This is a genomic window from Desulfovibrio desulfopostgatei, assembly GCF_053570645.1.
In genome coordinates, this window is sequence record NZ_JBRBQS010000002.1 from 358,970 (window position 1) to 374,221 (window position 15,252).

Genomic DNA, 15,252 nt, shown 5'->3' on the forward strand with positions numbered 1-15,252 from the left:
AGGCAAGCCCCGGCGGGCGCGCCGCACGGTATGGGCGGCGCATGCCCGAGCAGGGCGGTATGGGCAAAAAAAAGCGGAAGGTTTCCCTTCCGCTTTTTTCCAAAATGTTGCGGCTGGACTACACGCAGCCAGTGGGCTTGGGCAGGCCGGCCATTTTGCAGGCGCCTTTGCCGGGGCCGGAGGGGAAGAGTTCGTACACTTCCTTCAGCTTGTAGCCGGTGTTCTTGGAAAGAATACGGACCATGGGGGCAATGCCGTTCTTCTTGTAGTAGTCCTGCAGGAAGTCAAGGATCTTCTGGTGATCAGCGTTGATCTCAGAGATGCCTTCGGATTCCTTCACATAGTCCATCCATTCGGGGCACCAGTCGTCAAAACGCAGAAGGAAACCGTCTTCGTCAACTTCAAAGCTTTTACCTTTATAGGTGATCTCAGCCATGCGTGTGTCCTCCTTGGACAGCTATTGCTCAACCTCGCCGGGGCGGACGCCCAGGCGTTGCACAACCGGATATTTCCGGCCGAATTCCTCCGTTGGGCGCGAAAGCATACCGCAATCACAACGAGAGTCCTTATGACACAAATAATTTTTGATGGCAAGTCCTGTGCATCTTTTTTGCTCTTGCCCCACTTTTTTTGTTGCGGCTTTTGTTGAGTAATTCAGATGCGATAGGATAAATATGATTTAATTGTAGGGATTTAGTGCTGGCAATAGAGCACTTTGCCGAGCTTGCCGACTCCGTCCATAAGCTCCTGCTCGGCCTTGGAATTTTCAAGGTCTCGCACACGGATGAACAGTTGGCGGTTGCCATCGGCATTGGAGACGGTCAGCACCGAGAGCAAACGGGCATTGTGCGCGCGCAGCAGGTCAAACAGGGGGCGCGCCGTGCCGGGCTGGTCGGGCAATTCTATGGCAAATTGCAAACCACCCATGCGTGCGCCGGTGATGTCGACCAGAGCCTTGAAAACATCATGGTCAGAAATGATGCCCACAAGCCTGCCGTTGTCGTCCACTACAGGCAGGCCGCCAACCTTGTTGTCCAGCATGATCAGGGCTGCCTGCTCGACAGTGTCGGTCGGTTTGACGGTGATGGGCTTGGCCGTCATAATGTTTTTGGCCTTCAGCTCGGCCAGCAGGTAGTGCATTTCGTACATGTCGAGCGTGGTGGCCTTGGAGGGGGAGGCGTCGCGCACGTCGCGGTCAGAGATAATGCCAACGACCTGACCGTTATCATCAACAACCGGGATGCGGCGGATGTGGTGATCCTTCATGAGCTTGCCCACTTTGAGCAGCGATGTATCGGGGCCAACGCTGACAACATCGGTGGTCATCCAATTCTGTACAGGCATGCTTCCCTCCGGGGGGATATGTTTCAGGTTATAACGGCGTGGTCGCAGCGACCCGCACAATCCTTTTATACACCAATGTGCCGAGGCTGCACAAGTGCGCGTGCTCAGTTTGCGCGCGCAGACAAATTTGGAAGGGGCCGATATGTTTTTATATCTTGATTGCTCTGGCGGCATCAGCGGGGATATGACCCTTGCGGCCCTTGCGCACCTTGGGGTGGATTATGCCCCGCTGGCTGCTGCTCTGGCCCGCGCCGGAGTGGATTGCCGCATTGACGCCAGGGGCGAAACACGGCCCGGCGGGCCGGGTCAGATGGTTGCCGTAAGCTGGAATGCCGAGGGGCAGCCCCTGCGGCATCCGGCGGATATCGCCGCCATATTTGAAAGGGTTGAAGTCTCGCCCGGCGTGCGCAGCCGCGCTCTGGCAGCCCTAAATGCATTGACTGAAGCCGAAGCGCACGCGCACCAGATTGCCCCGGCTGAGGTGCACTTTCACGAGGTGGGGGCCATCGATACCCTCGTGGATATTCTGGGCGCGGCATATGCCGTGGAGGCCTTGGGCGTGAGCCGGATATGCGCCTCGCCGTTGCCGTGGTTTTCCGGAACCGTGGAGTGCGCCCACGGGCGCATCCCGCTGCCAGCGCCCGCAACGGCGTATCTTATGCGCGGTAAGCCGGTTTTTGCCACAGATGCGCGCGAGGAGCTTGTTACGCCCACGGGCGCAGCCCTGGTGCATGTCCTGACAGACCAGTTTGTTTCCGGCCCGGAGGGCGTTGCCGTTGCGCTTGGCACAGGCTACGGCTCCCGTCCCGCGCCCGCTGGCCTGCGGGCGTGGCTTGTGGAAGACGGCGCAGGCGGCGCTGACCATGTGCTTGGAGGGCGTGAAAAGGTCATGCAGTTCGAGAGCCATATTGATCACCTTAACGGCGAAGACCTGGGTATGGCGCTGGAGGCGCTCTCCGCCATGCCGGAGGTTCTTGACGTGCTGTGGCTGCCGGGTGTGGGCAAGAAGAACCGCCCTGCCGGATTGCTGCGTGTGCTGTGCCTGCCCGGGCAGAGAGATTGCGTGGAAAATGCCGTGCTGCGCCACACCCACACTCTGGGCCTGCGCGAACAGACGCTTGATCGCGTGGTTGCACCGCGTCGCGCTGTTTCAGTGGACGTGGCGGGGCAACCTCTTGCCGCCAAGGAGTATTCTATTGAAGGGCAAACGTATGTGCGCCCCGAGGCAGAAGCGCTCAAGGCCGCAGCCTTGCGAGACGGCGTGGGCGTCCCGGCCCTGCGCAATGCGCGCGTCAAAAACTGATGGCCTTTTTGCGGCACAAGGTCTGCTTCTTGTATTCTGCTGGTTGGCGCACTAACGGCTTTTTAACATAAAGTTCCATAGCATGGCTGCCATCTTGCGCACAGGCTCGAGCTGGCGTAAGGAGGCAATGGGCGAAATGCCCACCCAAGGAGGAACTTTATGCGTATGAAATATGTGTTGAAACCGTTGGCGCTGAGCGCCCTTGCCGTGGGCCTGCTCTTTGTGGGCACCCCTGCCGTGCAGGCGGCCCAGAATGGAGATGCCCCGCAAGGGTACAAACAGAAGGGCGACCGTAACGGGCGCCAGGACGCTGATCGTGGCGGACGTCAGTATGACCGCAAGGACAGCAAGAACCACCCCAATGGGCGCATGGACGGACGCCACGACAACCGCAGCGAACAGGGCGAAAAAATGGGCAAGCCCCGCTACGACAGCGAAAAGGGCGACCGCCGCAGCTCCCGTGGCGACGAGATGGGCCGCCCGCGCGATGACCGCCGTCCCCCGCGCGACATGCAGCAGCGCGACTCCCAGAAAGGGCAGCGGCCTGCTGCGCGTCCTGCCGACAATGATGACGACGTGCGCAATTAGCAGCGGGGTGCTCCTCCGCTGATGATGGGGCGTGCGCTCTGCACGCCGCCCGATTATGATAAAAGCCTTCCGCTTCGGAGGGCTTTTTTGTTTGGTCTGCGCTCCCGTCTTTTGGTGCGCGTTATATCCTTCCTTACCGCATGGGCATGCATGCTGCCAGCATTGGCAGAAAGATCAGATTTATTGTCATTGTTGCCAGCCTCTGCCATGCCCTAGGATGGGTGCATAACTTCAACGCCGGGGTGTTCCATTATCCGGCAAACAAGGAGACGTGTATGCACCAGAATATTCAGCGCAGTCTGCAACCCCTGGCTCTTTTGCTGGCGCTGCTTGCAGCGTTCTGGCCCACTGGCGTACAGGCGCAAGCCGGGCAAATATCCGCACAGGTGGAGATTGACAACATGTACGATGTAAACCCCGCGCCAGGGGCCCGGCAGATAACATTGGGCGTGTTGCTGTTCCCCGGATTTGAAATGCTGGATGCCTACGGCCCCATGGAAATGTGGGGCAGCATCAGGCACGCCCCGGCCCGTTTTTGGGAGGATGCGTCAAAGCGTGTGGATGTGAGGCTGGTTACCGTTGCTGTTGTGAAGGGAGCCGTACCATCCAACCAGGGGCCCAAAACCATGGCTGATTATAGCTACGCGGATGCCCCAGAGCTGGATTACCTGCTTGTGCCAGGCGGCAATGTTGCGCAGCAACTTCAGAATCCGGCAACTCTGGGCTGGCTGCAGAAAAAAGCCAAGAGCGCCAAGCTTGTCATGTCTGTGTGCAACGGCGCGTCACTGCTTGCCGCTGCGGGCATTCTGGACGGCAGGCCCGCCACCACAAACAAGATGGCCTTTAAGGCGTCCACAGCCCCTGGCCCGAAGGTGAACTGGGTGCCCAAGGCCCGCTGGGTGGATGACGGTTCGGTTGTGACATCTTCGGGAGTTTCTGCCGGTATGGACATGACCCTGGCGGTTATAGCCCGTCTGTACGGACAGACCATGAGCGACTGGCTTGCTCTCGTGACGGAATACGAACCCCACCGTGACCCTTCCTGGGATCCTTTTGCCGCAAAGGCCGGGCTGGCGGAGTAGCATGGCCTGCCCGCCTGCCACGTCTGCCTGCCAATTGCGCGGCATGGCCTGATTGCACAGCACGCCGCACAGGTGCGCACATCATAAAAAAACAGCAGCGCCCGCATATGCGGGCGCTGCTGTTTTCAGTCAGGGGCAGTCCGGGCTTAGCCCTGGCATTTCTTTTTGAGAGCCTCAGCAATGGTGACGCCCATCTGGTGGCAGGCCTTGAGGGCCTCGTGATCGGGCCGCCAGTTGCACTTTACGGGTTCAGCAGGCATTTCCATATTCATGGAGGCAAGCTGCTCGTGCAGGAACTTGGGACCTTCTCCCGACCAGCCGTAGGAGCCAAACGCGCCGCCAATGCGGTTCAGGGGGCGCAGACCTTTCATATAGGTAAGCTGGGCGGCCATGAGGGGCAGCACTGTATTGTTGTGGGTGGGCGAACCGGCAATGACCGCGCCGCAGTCTGCCAGTTCGGTCATGACGGCGCTGTGGTGGTTCTGCTTCACGCTCATGATGCGCGTGGGAACGTTGTTTTCTTCCAGGCCGCTGCAAATGGCGTAGGCCATTGTTTCCGTAGATTCCCACATGGTGTCGTAAAAAATGAGCGCGCGCTGCTGGGGCTTCTGCTCGGCCATGGCGCGGTACATGTCGATGATGCCGCGCACGGCCTTTTCACCCCTCTGAATGAGGCCGTGGTCAGGGGCGATCATGTCGATATCGAGCTTTTCAACCACGGGCAGGGTCTTGAGAACCATGGGGGAGTAGGGCAACACAATGTTGAAGTAGTATTCCTTGACGCGGCGAGTGTATTCGCCGTCATCACCGAATTCGTCAACAAAGCGTGCGGAGCTGGCGATGTTCTGACCAAAAATGTCGTTGCTGACCAGCAGCTTGTCTTCGGGAATGTAAGAAACCATGCTGTCGGGCCAATGCAGCATGCGGGTTTCCTGAAACACGATGGTGCGTTTGCCGATGTTGATGCTGTCGCCGCTCTTCACAGCCTGCACGGGCCAGTCTTTGCAGTCAAAATAGCCAGCCATCGACTTGAGGCCGGTCTGCGACACAAAGATCTTTTCCGGCTTGCAACGCTCAATAATGGCTTCCAGCGCGCCAGCGTGATCCAGTTCCATGTGGTTGCAGATGATGTAGTCGATCTTTTCCGGCTCAAGCACCTGGGCCATGCGGCACAGCAGGGTGCCCTCGCAGCCCGAGGCGACGGTATCAAGCAGGACGTTTTTTTCGTCCTTGATCAGGTAGGCGTTGTAGGTCGAACCGTCAGGTGAACGGGAATAACCGTGAAAATCCCTGTGATCGTAGTCGACAAAGCCGACCCAGAAAATATCTTTTTTTATTTCTACTGGCTGCATGATGTGTCTCCGCAGTGTTGGGGAATCCCCTTCTATAAAAATCCCCGCCCTGCCTTAGGGCAAGGCAAAGCGGGGGAAAGAACGGGGAAAGAAAAAAATTAGGCAGGGGTGAACTGGTCTTTACCCACGCCGCAAACGGGGCAGGTCCAGTCATCGGGCAGATCTTCAAAAGGCACGTTGTCGTTTTCAGCGGGGTCGTATTCGTAGCCGCAAACGCCGCAAACATACTTTTGCATGGCATGTCTCCTGAATATATAATTGTGGCTTGATGCCGGTGTAACAAATGGGAACCGTGCGGTTCCTGCATCAGAAAACCTAGTTTTCGGCCTTCCAGTGACCGTGCAGATTGCAGTATTCGCGGGCGGTAACCTTGGCAGCGTCAATGGCAAAGAAGGCTTCGGGCGCATCGCCAGGCTTCAGGAACTTGGTGTAGCTCCTGCCGTCGGCCAGCAGCTCGATCCATTCAATGTAGTGCTTTTCTTCCATGGGGTGGGCAACGCTGCCGACCTTGACCATGTAGCCGCCTTCAACCTTTTCGATAACAGGCACGTGCTTTTCAAGCGCGCCGTCGGTTGCGCCTTCGACCATCAGCTTCATGGGGTCGCCACAGCAGACGATGTCTGCGCCGCCGCCGTGGAGAACTTCAACGATATTGCCGCAGTGGGTACACTTATACACTTCGAGTTGCGTGGGCATGAGTCCCTCACTTGTTTTGACAGGTTAGCTTGGGGGGAGGCGGCTGAGCATGCCGCAATCAGCGCGTTCAGCCCCTTACCAAGAAATATTGTGAAAGAAGTGGCTCCCGATGTAAAGTCTTTTTTTTAGCATTGATAATTATTATCAACAAAGAGGCGAGAGGTGTGAGTCCACGAGAAGCGCATGAAAAGCCAATTTTCAGAAGCAGAGACTAGCCCGTAAATTACTTGTTTGGACCCTTGGGCAAACTGGAGCTTTCCGGGCCGGATGCCGGATGGGCAAGGGACGTTCCCGGTTCTGTGAGCGGCGAGGCAGCAGGAGCCGATTCTGCCGGGGAAACCTTGGGTGCGTCAGGCGCGCTTGTTGCGGTGCCCGGGGCTTGCGCAGGCGGAGTTGCGTTTGCCGGAGCAGCCTCAGCGTCAGGGGTGGCTTCTGGCTTGGTGGGCACAACCATGTCGGGCGCAGTGTCCGAAGGAGCTTGCCCGGAGGGATTGGTCTGCGCCGGTTGCGCAGGCGTGTCGGTTACGGGCTGGGTTTGATCCGCATTTGCCGCGGGTGCAGGTGCAGAAACGGGTGGCGCTTGTGTTTCCACAGGTGCTGCGGGCCTTGCGTCCACGCCGCCGGGAGCGCCGCCAGGGTTGCCATCGGAATTTCCTTCACCGTTTTTGCGGCGCGCGCCAAGCACATTAGGCAGCACTGCCCGCAGGTCGCCAGTCACCAGCAGGCCGCTGGGGCTCAGGCCCACAAGTTCGCGGGTAAGCGCTGCGGAACGAACCAGCAGGCCAGCCTGGCCCCCGCCTTCCACGTACATGACGGTGCGCACGTTGAGGGGCAGGTGCAAGACCTGTTGCGCAAAGGAATAGGCTTCCACGGGCTGGCGGCAGTGCATGAAGAGGATCTGCCCGTCTCCGTCCTGCGCCACCGCCGAAATGGAGTAGTGCGGGCCGCCGGGCGACCAGAGGATGCGCCTGTCGGCATTGATCATGCGGTAGTTTTGAATCACAAGATCATAATGATCCATCTGTTGCCGCCACAGGGGGTTATCGCGGTCAAGAATGGCTGCCTTGGGCAGGGTAGGTTCATCCGGCCCGGCCACAAAAAAAGCGCCAAACCGCTGCACCACGCGCCCGTTGTTCACATGCGAACCCTGGCGCATGTAGCCTGTGCTCGTGGAAGCGTCGGGCAGGTACATGCTGGCATTGATGGCCGCAACAAGGTTGTACTGTTCGCCCCACTGGTTCAGTTGGCGGGAGGGGCAGCCATCCTGAGAGCGGGAGCAGAGCGTAAAGTCAAATGATGCAGGGTCAATACGCAGGACGGTGAGGCGGGCATCGCCTTCGTTGAGCTGAAATTCGCCAAACAGGAGGCCCGGTTCAAGCTCCCGCCAGTCGGCTCGGCCCTGAGCGTCCACGCCGCCTTTGGCGGCTGCGGCGTCAGCGGGCTGCATGGCGTGGGGGGCAGCGGCAGGCAACGCAGGCGCGTGGCCCTCGTCGGGCAATACAGCGCCGGGGGGCTGATTGCCCTGCTGGTCTGGCGCGGCAAGGCCGAGCCGGGGCATGGCTACGGTGCAACAGACAATCAGGGCCGCCAGCCATGTTGTCGGCAGACTGCGGATTACCCGCCAAGCGGGCCGGATTGCGTCCGTTGCTATAAAGAAAAACTGCCGGGTATTCATGTCTTGCCGTCTATTTTTATTGTCCGTAACCTGCATTACGACCGCTTTTGCCATTTGGCAAGGTGCGATGGCACATTTTTATTGACATATCAATTTATCTTGATATAAACATAAACAATCACGCCGCAGTAATTTATCAGGCTGCGGGCATATCGCGCCAAGGAGTCTTTCCATGCATATCGGCAAAATGATCAGGGAACTTTCGGCCCCGTTTTACTCTTTGGAGTTTTTTCCTCCTTCTGACACGGCCCAGTTGCCTGATTTTATGCCACGGTGGATCGCCTGCGCGCGCTCAACCCCCTGTTTGCGTCAGTAACCTACGGCGCGGGCGGCGCGCGGCAGCAGAATACTCTTGCCGTCACGGCGGAGCTGGCGCGGCGGGGCATTACTGCCATGGCGCATCTCACATGCGTGGGCGCGGAGCCGCAGTCCATCGCCGCATTTTTGCACGATTTGCAGGCTTCTGGCGTCAACAATGTACTGGCCCTGCGCGGCGACCCGCCCGCCGACAAGCCGTGGGACTGGAACAAAGCCCACTTTCGCCACGCCTCTGATCTGGTGGCCTTTGCCCGCGAGCAGCAGCCTGATCTGGGCATAGGCGTAGCTGCCTATCCCGCCCCGCATCCCGAATCGCCCACCTTTGCGGACGACAGGCGCTGCACGGCTGAAAAAATGCGCGCCGGGGCGGATTTTGCCCTGACCCAGCTGTTTTTTGACGCCCGCGAGTATGAAGACCTGGTGAGCCATTTGCGCGGGCAGGGCATTACTACGCCGGTCATCCCCGGTATTCTGCCCATCCAGAGTTTTGACTCGCTGCGGCGGGTGCTCTCGCTGTGCGGGGCCAATATTCCGGGCAAGCTCTACCTTGCCCTTGAGAAAGCCAATAACGATGGCGGGGCGGAAGCCGTGCGGCAGGTGGGCCTTGATTACGCGGTGCGGCAGATACGTAGTCTGCTTGATGCCGGGGCGCCGGGCATTCACCTGTATACGTTGAACAAGGCTGATATGTGCCTGCGGCTGGCCGAAGCCGTAGGTACGCTTTAGACCTGTTGCCTTTGAGGATGTGCGTTTTCAAAGGTTCAGGGCGTTCGCGCTGGTTCTGAGCCGCGCAATTGACCGGCATGCGGGGCGTATTGACCACCCCGCATGCTCGAGGCTACTCTGCCGCCATGAGTTCATCCATTGAAAAAGGACACGGCTGGCTGCTTGTGGCCGTGTGTACCTCCTTGTTTTTTATGCCGTTCATGATGGCCGGAGTGAACGCCGTGCTGCCGCCGCTGGGGCAAAGCCTCCATGCCAGCGCGCGCGAGCTGGGCCTCATGGGGGCCTTTTATTCCATGGGACTGGCTGTGTTTCAGCTGGCCAGCGGCAGCATGGGCGACATCTGGGGTTACCGCCGCATATTTTTGTGGGGTATCGCCCTGTTTGCCCTTGCCGGCGCCTTGCTGGGTTTTGTCAATTCTGTGCCGCTGTTTCTGCTGCTGCGTTTTGTGCAGGGGGTGGGCGGGGCCATGTTCAACGCCTGCGGTCTGGCCCTGCTGGCCTCGGCTGCTCCTGAGGGGCGGCGCGCCTCCTATCTTGGTTACAGCGGATCGTCAGTATACGCGGGCATTGCCTGCGGGCCGCCTGTTGCGGGCTTTGTGGCCGGGTGGCTTGGCTGGCAATGGCTGTTCTGGGGCAGCGCTCTGGCGTCCGTGGGCGTGCTGCTGCTGATGAAATACCGCGTCAAGCTTGAATGGCGCATGGCCAAGGGCAAGCCCTTTGACTGGAAGGGGTGCTGCATTTATGCGGGAGCCATGACGGCCCTGACATTTGGCTCGTCCGAGCTGGCCGATGCTCCGGCCCTGGCTGGCGGCCTGCTGGTGGCCTTTGTGGGGCTGATGGCTGCTTTCTGCATCAAGGAACTCAGGAGCGACTATCCCTTGCTTGATCTGCGGTTGCTTGCCCGCAACAGGGTTTTTGCCCTGTCGTCATTGGCTGCCTTCATCAACTACAGTTCATTTTTTGGCATCGTGTTTTTTTTCAGCCTGTATCTCCAGTTCGGACGCGGTATGACCGTGCAGCAGGCCGGGCTTTTTCTTGCGCTCCAGTCTGTAATGCAGGTCATGACCACCCCTGTTGCCGCGCGGTTGTGCGGCAGGTTTGAACCGGGCAAGGTCAGCGCGGCGGGCATTGCCCTGTGCGGGCTGGGCCTTCTTGTGTGCGGGCTTTTGCGGGTGGATTCGCCCATGTACGTGCTGGTTCTGGCCCAATGCCTGCTCGGCGTTGGCATCAGTCTGTTTGCGCTGCCCAATACCACCATTATTCTTGAGAGCGCGGGGCGCGATCGTGTGGGGCAGGCCGCAGGGCTCACGGGCGCTGTGCGCACTGGCGGCCAACTCTTCAATATGACGCTCATAACGCTGACCCTTGGGCTTTTTCTTGGCAGCGAGCCAGCCGGAACGCATAATATTGATGCCTTCATGGGAGCCATGCGCGTTGACCTGATAATCTTTGGCGTGCTCAACCTGTTGGCTGTGGGCTGCGCACTGGCCCGCAACCGCCGTTGACCGCCTTTTATATCCCCCGGGGAACATCCGCTGACCGCCTGTGCCCTCGCGGGCTGCCATGACGAGCCTTTGGGCAAAAAAAGCGGCAGGCCGCAGAGAAAAATGCCTCATGGCAAGTCTAAAGTTTTTATCGCTTCTGCCGAAAAGGGTTGAAGGACGGATAACGCCATGGCCGACGCAACCTCCGCGCAACTGCGCATGATGCTACAGGGGTATGAACAGCAGCTGCTGGCAGCCCGGCGTCTTGCAAGGCTCAGAATGCGGCGCAGAGTTGCCGAAGGCGATGACCCCAGCGACCCTGATCCTTCTGCCAGCCGTCGCATGATGGTTGAGAAGGTCGCCCGCGAACTCTACGAAACCCTGCTCTATACCGGAAGCGACAACCCCGTGGTGGAAGAAATCCGCCAGGAACTTGGACGTGAAGTGGGGCAGGAAGTGCAGTTTACCTATCCGCCAGGCGGCAGACTGCGTATAGTGGGGCAGGGGCCGGAAGGCCTGGAACCTTTATCGGATGAAAAACTGCGTGCGACCCGTAACGCCCTGTGGCGCGTCACACGAAAAAAAGTTGACGAAAGCATGCTTGACGAACCGCCTGCCATTTAGGTCGGCAGCAGGTTAAGCAAGCGGAGAGAACTATGGAAATTCAGGGAAAGATCAATACGTTTCTCGATCCCTACAGCAACACGGCCAACCTTGAAAAGAGCGGCGAGGCCAGACTGAAGGGCAGAGCCAGCGGCACGCCTTCTGAAGGTTCGCAGGGGGATACTGTCAGCGTATCGCAGGAAGCCCAGTTGCTGACGGAAGCCCGGCGTACAGCCCAGAATACGCCCGATGTGCGCGCCGAAAAGGTGGAAGCATTGCGTACTCAGGTCTCCAACGGCACCTACAAGCCTGACAGCAAGCTTATTGCCGCCAATCTTGTGCGTGAGGAGCCGGGTCTGTTCAGGTAGGCATGCCCATGACGCGGTTTTTTTGAATCCGCGCAGAGTAGACAACCATTTTCAATGTTGACCTGCTTGGGCAGCAGTCGCAAGTAATCGCCCAATAAATACTCGAAAAGAGCGGTAAGGGAGCCGAATCCCTGGCCGCTCTTTTTTATTGGGCGAATGGGGCAGGCGGAAAACTGTTTCGCGGCAGGGTATGGGGCGGGAAAGGTGTGGACTGGCGGTCAGGGTCAGGCCGCCCGGTGCGGTCAGCAGTGCGTCAGCATGTTCGGCATGGTTTCTGCAATTCCCTGTGTGCCGGTATTCCGGCAAGGAGTCTGCGCCATGAAATTGACAATACTGCGCCATCCGGCCTTCTGGATAACCACCGCCGCCCTGCTTGTGTGCTGGGCCTTGCCAGCGCATGCCGTGCGCATCAAGGACATAGCCACGTTTTCGGGCGTGCGCGACAACCAGCTCATTGGTTACGGGCTGGTGGTTGGCCTGGCCGGGACCGGCGACAAGAAGGACTCCGTCTTTACGCTCAGTTCCATGAAAAACATGATGGACAGAATGGGCGTGGGCGTGGACGCCTCCGCACTTAAAATCAAAAACGTGGCCTCGGTCATGGTAACGGCGCGCATGCCGGTGTCGGCCAAGCCCGGCACCAGGCTGGACGTGACGGTGTCCTCCGTGGGCGACGCAACCTCCCTCATGGGCGGGGTGCTGCTGCAAACGGCCCTCAAGGGCGTGGACGGCAAGATATACACCCTGGCTCAGGGCGCGTTGACCGTGGGCGGTTTTTCAGCCTCGGGCAAAGCTGCCAGCACCACAAAGAATATCGCCACCGTGGGCATCATCCCCGGCGGCGGCATTGTGGAGCGGGGCATTCCCTTTGAGTTCAACCAGCAGGACAAACTCACGCTCAATCTGCGCGTGGGCGATTTCTCTACAGCGCAGCAGATTGCAGAACGCCTCAATGGGGCCATGGGTGGGCGCTATGCCCGCGCTGTGGACGCCACCAGCGTGACCATGGACGTGCCGCCCCAGTACCGCAACAACCTTGTGCCGCTCATGGCCTCGGTGGAAAATCTGGATGTCAGCCCCGACACCTCCGCCAAGGTGGTGGTGGACGAAAAGACAGGCACCGTTGTGCTTGGGCGCGATGTGCGCATCTCTCGCGCTGCCGTAGCCCACGGCAACCTGCAAATCACTGTGCAGGAAAGCGAACAGGTTTCGCAGCCCGGCCCGTTCTCGCAAGGCCAGACAGTGGTGACGCCGCAGACGGAAACCAACGTGCGCGAAGAAAACCGCCATCTTATGATGGTGGAAGGCGCGACCCTTCAGGAACTGGTGGACGGCCTCAACGCCATTGGCGCAACCCCCCGCGACCTCATATCCATTTTACGGACAATGCAGGCCTCGGGCTCCTTGCATGCGGATCTGGAGGTAATTTAAATGACCACGCCCATGTCAACCGCTCTCATTCCTCCTGAAGCCGGAGCGGGCGAAGTTGCCCGCAAGGAAGTTCAGTCGCGCCTGGCGGGCATTGGCAACCTGGGCGGGAAAAATATTGACCCTGCGCAAAAGGAAAAGAAGCTGCGCGAATCCTGCGAGGGCTTCGAGTCCATCTTTATCCAGAAAATGTGGGAAGAGATGCGCAAAACCCTGCCCAAGTCCACCTTGCTGCACGGCAAGGAAGAACAGTTCTGGCAGGGCATGTACGATCAGGAACTGGCCAAAAAAATGACATCGGCTGGCGGCATTGGTCTGGCCGACATGATGTACGCCCAGCTTTCGCGCAGCCTGACATCTGCAAGCCGCGCCACGGCAACGGATGCTTCCGCCATTCAGCGGCCTTTTACGCCTGCGGCGGCTCCCATGCTTCCACCTGCGCCGGATGCGGATAGCCCGCACAACGATAGCGGCAGGGACGCTGCAAAGGACAAGTCCAGAACATCAGGCGCTGCTGCATCCGTGTACGGCGGTGTTGCCCCCATGCAGGACGCCGGACATGCGGAAAATGGTTCCGCCGCGGCCCGTACGCTGACCGGAGCACAGGCCGTGGCCGAAGGGCAGGACCCAGAAGAAGCTGCGCGTCTCGCCCAGCAGGCCATGCAGGCCTCGGCCCAGCCGGAGCGGCACAGGGTAGTGCATACCACCAATGTTGTCGGCAACATGAATTCCGGCCTCAACCTTGCCCGCAAGGCGCAGTTTGAAGCGGGCAGCAAGCTGGGGCCCAATGCGGTGCGCCCGCCCATGCAGCAGATGCTGGGCCTTGCCCAGCCGCAGAGCCGCGCCGCGCAGGCTGGCGGCCCCGTGGGCAGCCAGGCGGACGGGCAGAATTGGGGTCAGGGCGGTGCGCAGATGGATATGTCTGGCATGAGTATTCCGCCGCTTACGGGGAATGTGCTGGATGCCCAGTCCCTGAATTCCGCTGGAGGCATGCAGTCAGCCATGCAGGCGGCCATGCATCAGCAGGCTATGCAGGGGCAGGCCATGCAGGGGCAGAATATGCAGCCCGGCTCAAACGCTCAAGCTGGTCAGGTGCAGCCTCCGCAGCCGCAAAAAGTTCGCTATACCACCAATATCCCGCCGTCAGGGCGAGGCGGCAAGCAGGGATTGATCCGTACGCTCAATGTTGACGGCGCAGGCCCCAACAGCAACGCAGGCGCCGGTATTGCCGCCTACCATGCCCAGCAGGCGCAGGGCGCAGGCATGCAGCAACAGGCTCCTGCCCAGGGAGCACAGCCCGCAGCCCAGGTAAGCACCCTGCCCATGGGCCCGGCGGGTCAGCCCGCAGTTCTGGCAGCAAGCCAGCCCGCAAGCCCCGGCGTTCAGGCTCCCAATCAGCCTGTAAGCCCCGGTGTTGCCCCAGTGGCTTCGCCCGCATCTGCTCAAGGCGTGACCAGTCCCGTGCCGCTGACGGGCGGGCAGATATTCGTGCGCCAGGGCGGTCAGGGCGGAGCAGCCAAGGGGGCGGCAGCCTCGGGTATTCCGCCGCTGACAGCTACGGACGTGTACGGCAAACCCTAACTAAAATTTATTGTGGGATTGCTCCGGCGGGGGCTGAACTGACGATGCCGTACGCTTCTACGGCGCTTGGCAGCTTCTCATGATCAATCTCTCGTTCAACCGCTCTGTATGCCTGCGCCGGAAGTATTTTCAGGCACGGATTTTGCTTTAATTGTGCCGGGGCGGCAGTTTCTGCCTTTTTCTGTCGGGCAATATCCTGACTACGGCTGAAATCAATGGCCCTCGGGAGGTTCACATGCACAACGCCATTTACGAATCGCTTTCGCGTCAGGACAAGGCTCTTTGCCTGCTGCGCGACCTTCTTGAGGAAGAATATACCTGCCTTCTTGATCGCGATACTGATGCCGTGGTGTCTCTTGAGTTCTCCATACAGGAGCTGATCCGTCAGCTGGCCGTGGAAAAAACTTCTGTCATCAGAGGTCTGGGCGGCATGCGGGCCATGGAATACGCCACGGCGCTGCCAGACGACATGGGCGCGGCCCTGCGGGAAATCCTGCAGCGGATAGATACGACGGAGCAGTCTGTTGCTCGCCAGGCCTCGCGCAACACCAACCTTTCCCTGGCTCTGCTTGATCAGAGCAGCCGCGCACTTCAGGCGCTCACAAGTCAGGCCATGCCGCCAAAGGCGGAAACCTATGGTCGCCGTGGGGGCATGAGTGCCCAGCGGCAGACGCAGGCCGCGTTGATCTCCGGGAGGCTGTAGT

At 59.6% G+C, this 15,252-nt stretch carries 15 protein-coding genes and 1 pseudogene; 10 read left to right on the forward strand and 6 right to left on the reverse strand.

Annotated features, from left to right (window positions below; all coding sequences use genetic code 11):
- Positions 1–118 precede the first annotated feature (118 nt).
- A complete protein-coding gene (locus tag ACUZ9Q_RS01570) occupies positions 119–436 on the reverse strand; it encodes a TusE/DsrC/DsvC family sulfur relay protein (protein WP_022657697.1) in 318 nt (105 codons plus the stop codon).
- Between the two features lie 257 nt (positions 437–693).
- Complete coding sequence (locus ACUZ9Q_RS01575; RefSeq protein ID WP_227118298.1) at positions 694–1,344, reverse strand: CBS and ACT domain-containing protein; 651 nt, start codon at positions 1,342–1,344, stop codon at positions 694–696.
- A 142-nt stretch (positions 1,345–1,486) separates the two neighbouring features.
- Between ACUZ9Q_RS01575 and ACUZ9Q_RS01580 the strand changes: the two genes are divergently transcribed.
- From ACUZ9Q_RS01580 to ACUZ9Q_RS01590, 3 genes are all read left to right on the forward strand, one after another.
- Entirely contained in the window at positions 1,487–2,647 is a 1,161-nt protein-coding gene (locus ACUZ9Q_RS01580) for a LarC family nickel insertion protein (RefSeq protein ID WP_449247201.1), read from the forward strand.
- A 159-nt stretch (positions 2,648–2,806) separates the two neighbouring features.
- Entirely contained in the window at positions 2,807–3,235 is a 429-nt protein-coding gene (locus ACUZ9Q_RS01585) for a hypothetical protein (protein WP_227118297.1), read from the forward strand.
- A gap of 275 nt (positions 3,236–3,510) precedes the next feature.
- The gene (locus ACUZ9Q_RS01590; RefSeq protein WP_227118296.1) at positions 3,511–4,317 is read left to right on the forward strand and encodes a DJ-1/PfpI family protein; all 807 of its coding nucleotides are present in this window, start codon (positions 3,511–3,513) and stop codon (positions 4,315–4,317) included.
- A 146-nt stretch (positions 4,318–4,463) separates the two neighbouring features.
- Here ACUZ9Q_RS01590 and ACUZ9Q_RS01595 read toward each other — a convergent pair whose 3' ends face one another.
- The 4 genes from ACUZ9Q_RS01595 to ACUZ9Q_RS01610 form a co-directional block, all read right to left on the reverse strand.
- Complete coding sequence (locus ACUZ9Q_RS01595) at positions 4,464–5,669, reverse strand: FprA family A-type flavoprotein (protein ID WP_192112254.1); 1,206 nt, start codon at positions 5,667–5,669, stop codon at positions 4,464–4,466.
- 98 nt (positions 5,670–5,767) lie between these two features.
- A complete protein-coding gene (locus ACUZ9Q_RS01600) occupies positions 5,768–5,905 on the reverse strand; it encodes a rubredoxin (RefSeq protein ID WP_022657703.1) in 138 nt (45 codons plus the stop codon).
- 79 nt (positions 5,906–5,984) lie between these two features.
- Positions 5,985–6,365, reverse strand: a complete 381-nt coding sequence (locus tag ACUZ9Q_RS01605) for a desulfoferrodoxin (RefSeq protein WP_192112255.1) — start codon at positions 6,363–6,365, stop codon at positions 5,985–5,987.
- Positions 6,366–6,588: 223 nt separating this feature from the next.
- Positions 6,589–8,040, reverse strand: a complete 1,452-nt coding sequence (locus tag ACUZ9Q_RS01610; protein ID WP_449247202.1) for a phosphodiester glycosidase family protein — start codon at positions 8,038–8,040, stop codon at positions 6,589–6,591.
- A 172-nt stretch (positions 8,041–8,212) separates the two neighbouring features.
- Here ACUZ9Q_RS01610 and ACUZ9Q_RS01615 point away from each other — a divergent pair.
- From ACUZ9Q_RS01615 to ACUZ9Q_RS01645, 7 genes and pseudogenes are all read left to right on the forward strand, one after another.
- Positions 8,213–9,084 (forward strand): annotated as a pseudogene (locus ACUZ9Q_RS01615) (methylenetetrahydrofolate reductase).
- Positions 9,085–9,209: 125 nt separating this feature from the next.
- Positions 9,210–10,589 (forward strand): MFS transporter, encoded by a 1,380-nt coding sequence (locus tag ACUZ9Q_RS01620; RefSeq protein WP_449247203.1) that lies wholly within the window; start codon positions 9,210–9,212, stop codon positions 10,587–10,589.
- Positions 10,590–10,757: 168 nt separating this feature from the next.
- Positions 10,758–11,192, forward strand: coding sequence for a DVU0524 family FlgM-associated protein (locus tag ACUZ9Q_RS01625; protein ID WP_192112258.1), 435 nt, complete (start codon positions 10,758–10,760; stop codon positions 11,190–11,192).
- A 32-nt stretch (positions 11,193–11,224) separates the two neighbouring features.
- Positions 11,225–11,539, forward strand: a complete 315-nt coding sequence (gene flgM / locus ACUZ9Q_RS01630) for a flagellar biosynthesis anti-sigma factor FlgM (RefSeq protein ID WP_022657709.1) — start codon at positions 11,225–11,227, stop codon at positions 11,537–11,539.
- 318 nt (positions 11,540–11,857) lie between these two features.
- Entirely contained in the window at positions 11,858–12,970 is a 1,113-nt protein-coding gene (locus tag ACUZ9Q_RS01635; RefSeq protein ID WP_192112259.1) for a flagellar basal body P-ring protein FlgI, read from the forward strand.
- Complete coding sequence (locus ACUZ9Q_RS01640) at positions 12,971–14,548, forward strand: rod-binding protein (protein WP_192112260.1); 1,578 nt, start codon at positions 12,971–12,973, stop codon at positions 14,546–14,548. It abuts the gene before it with no gap.
- Positions 14,549–14,783: 235 nt separating this feature from the next.
- Positions 14,784–15,251 (forward strand): flagellar protein FlgN, encoded by a 468-nt coding sequence (locus ACUZ9Q_RS01645; RefSeq protein WP_192112261.1) that lies wholly within the window; start codon positions 14,784–14,786, stop codon positions 15,249–15,251.
- Position 15,252 lies beyond the last annotated feature (1 nt).

Coding starts and splice junctions, on each gene's coding strand:
- ACUZ9Q_RS01570 (WP_022657697.1), bottom strand. CDS start 436: ATGGCTGAGATCACCTATAAAGGTAAAAGCTTTGAAGTTGACGAAGAC.
- ACUZ9Q_RS01575 (WP_227118298.1), bottom strand. CDS start 1,344: ATGCCTGTACAGAATTGGATGACCACCGATGTTGTCAGCGTTGGCCCC.
- ACUZ9Q_RS01580 (WP_449247201.1), top strand. CDS start 1,487: ATGTTTTTATATCTTGATTGCTCTGGCGGCATCAGCGGGGATATGACC.
- ACUZ9Q_RS01585 (WP_227118297.1), top strand. CDS start 2,807: ATGCGTATGAAATATGTGTTGAAACCGTTGGCGCTGAGCGCCCTTGCC.
- ACUZ9Q_RS01590 (WP_227118296.1), top strand. CDS start 3,511: ATGCACCAGAATATTCAGCGCAGTCTGCAACCCCTGGCTCTTTTGCTG.
- ACUZ9Q_RS01595 (WP_192112254.1), bottom strand. CDS start 5,669: ATGCAGCCAGTAGAAATAAAAAAAGATATTTTCTGGGTCGGCTTTGTC.
- ACUZ9Q_RS01600 (WP_022657703.1), bottom strand. CDS start 5,905: ATGCAAAAGTATGTTTGCGGCGTTTGCGGCTACGAATACGACCCCGCT.
- ACUZ9Q_RS01605 (WP_192112255.1), bottom strand. CDS start 6,365: ATGCCCACGCAACTCGAAGTGTATAAGTGTACCCACTGCGGCAATATC.
- ACUZ9Q_RS01610 (WP_449247202.1), bottom strand. CDS start 8,040: ATGAATACCCGGCAGTTTTTCTTTATAGCAACGGACGCAATCCGGCCC.
- ACUZ9Q_RS01620 (WP_449247203.1), top strand. CDS start 9,210: ATGAGTTCATCCATTGAAAAAGGACACGGCTGGCTGCTTGTGGCCGTG.
- ACUZ9Q_RS01625 (WP_192112258.1), top strand. CDS start 10,758: ATGGCCGACGCAACCTCCGCGCAACTGCGCATGATGCTACAGGGGTAT.
- flgM (WP_022657709.1), top strand. CDS start 11,225: ATGGAAATTCAGGGAAAGATCAATACGTTTCTCGATCCCTACAGCAAC.
- ACUZ9Q_RS01635 (WP_192112259.1), top strand. CDS start 11,858: ATGAAATTGACAATACTGCGCCATCCGGCCTTCTGGATAACCACCGCC.
- ACUZ9Q_RS01640 (WP_192112260.1), top strand. CDS start 12,971: ATGACCACGCCCATGTCAACCGCTCTCATTCCTCCTGAAGCCGGAGCG.
- ACUZ9Q_RS01645 (WP_192112261.1), top strand. CDS start 14,784: ATGCACAACGCCATTTACGAATCGCTTTCGCGTCAGGACAAGGCTCTT.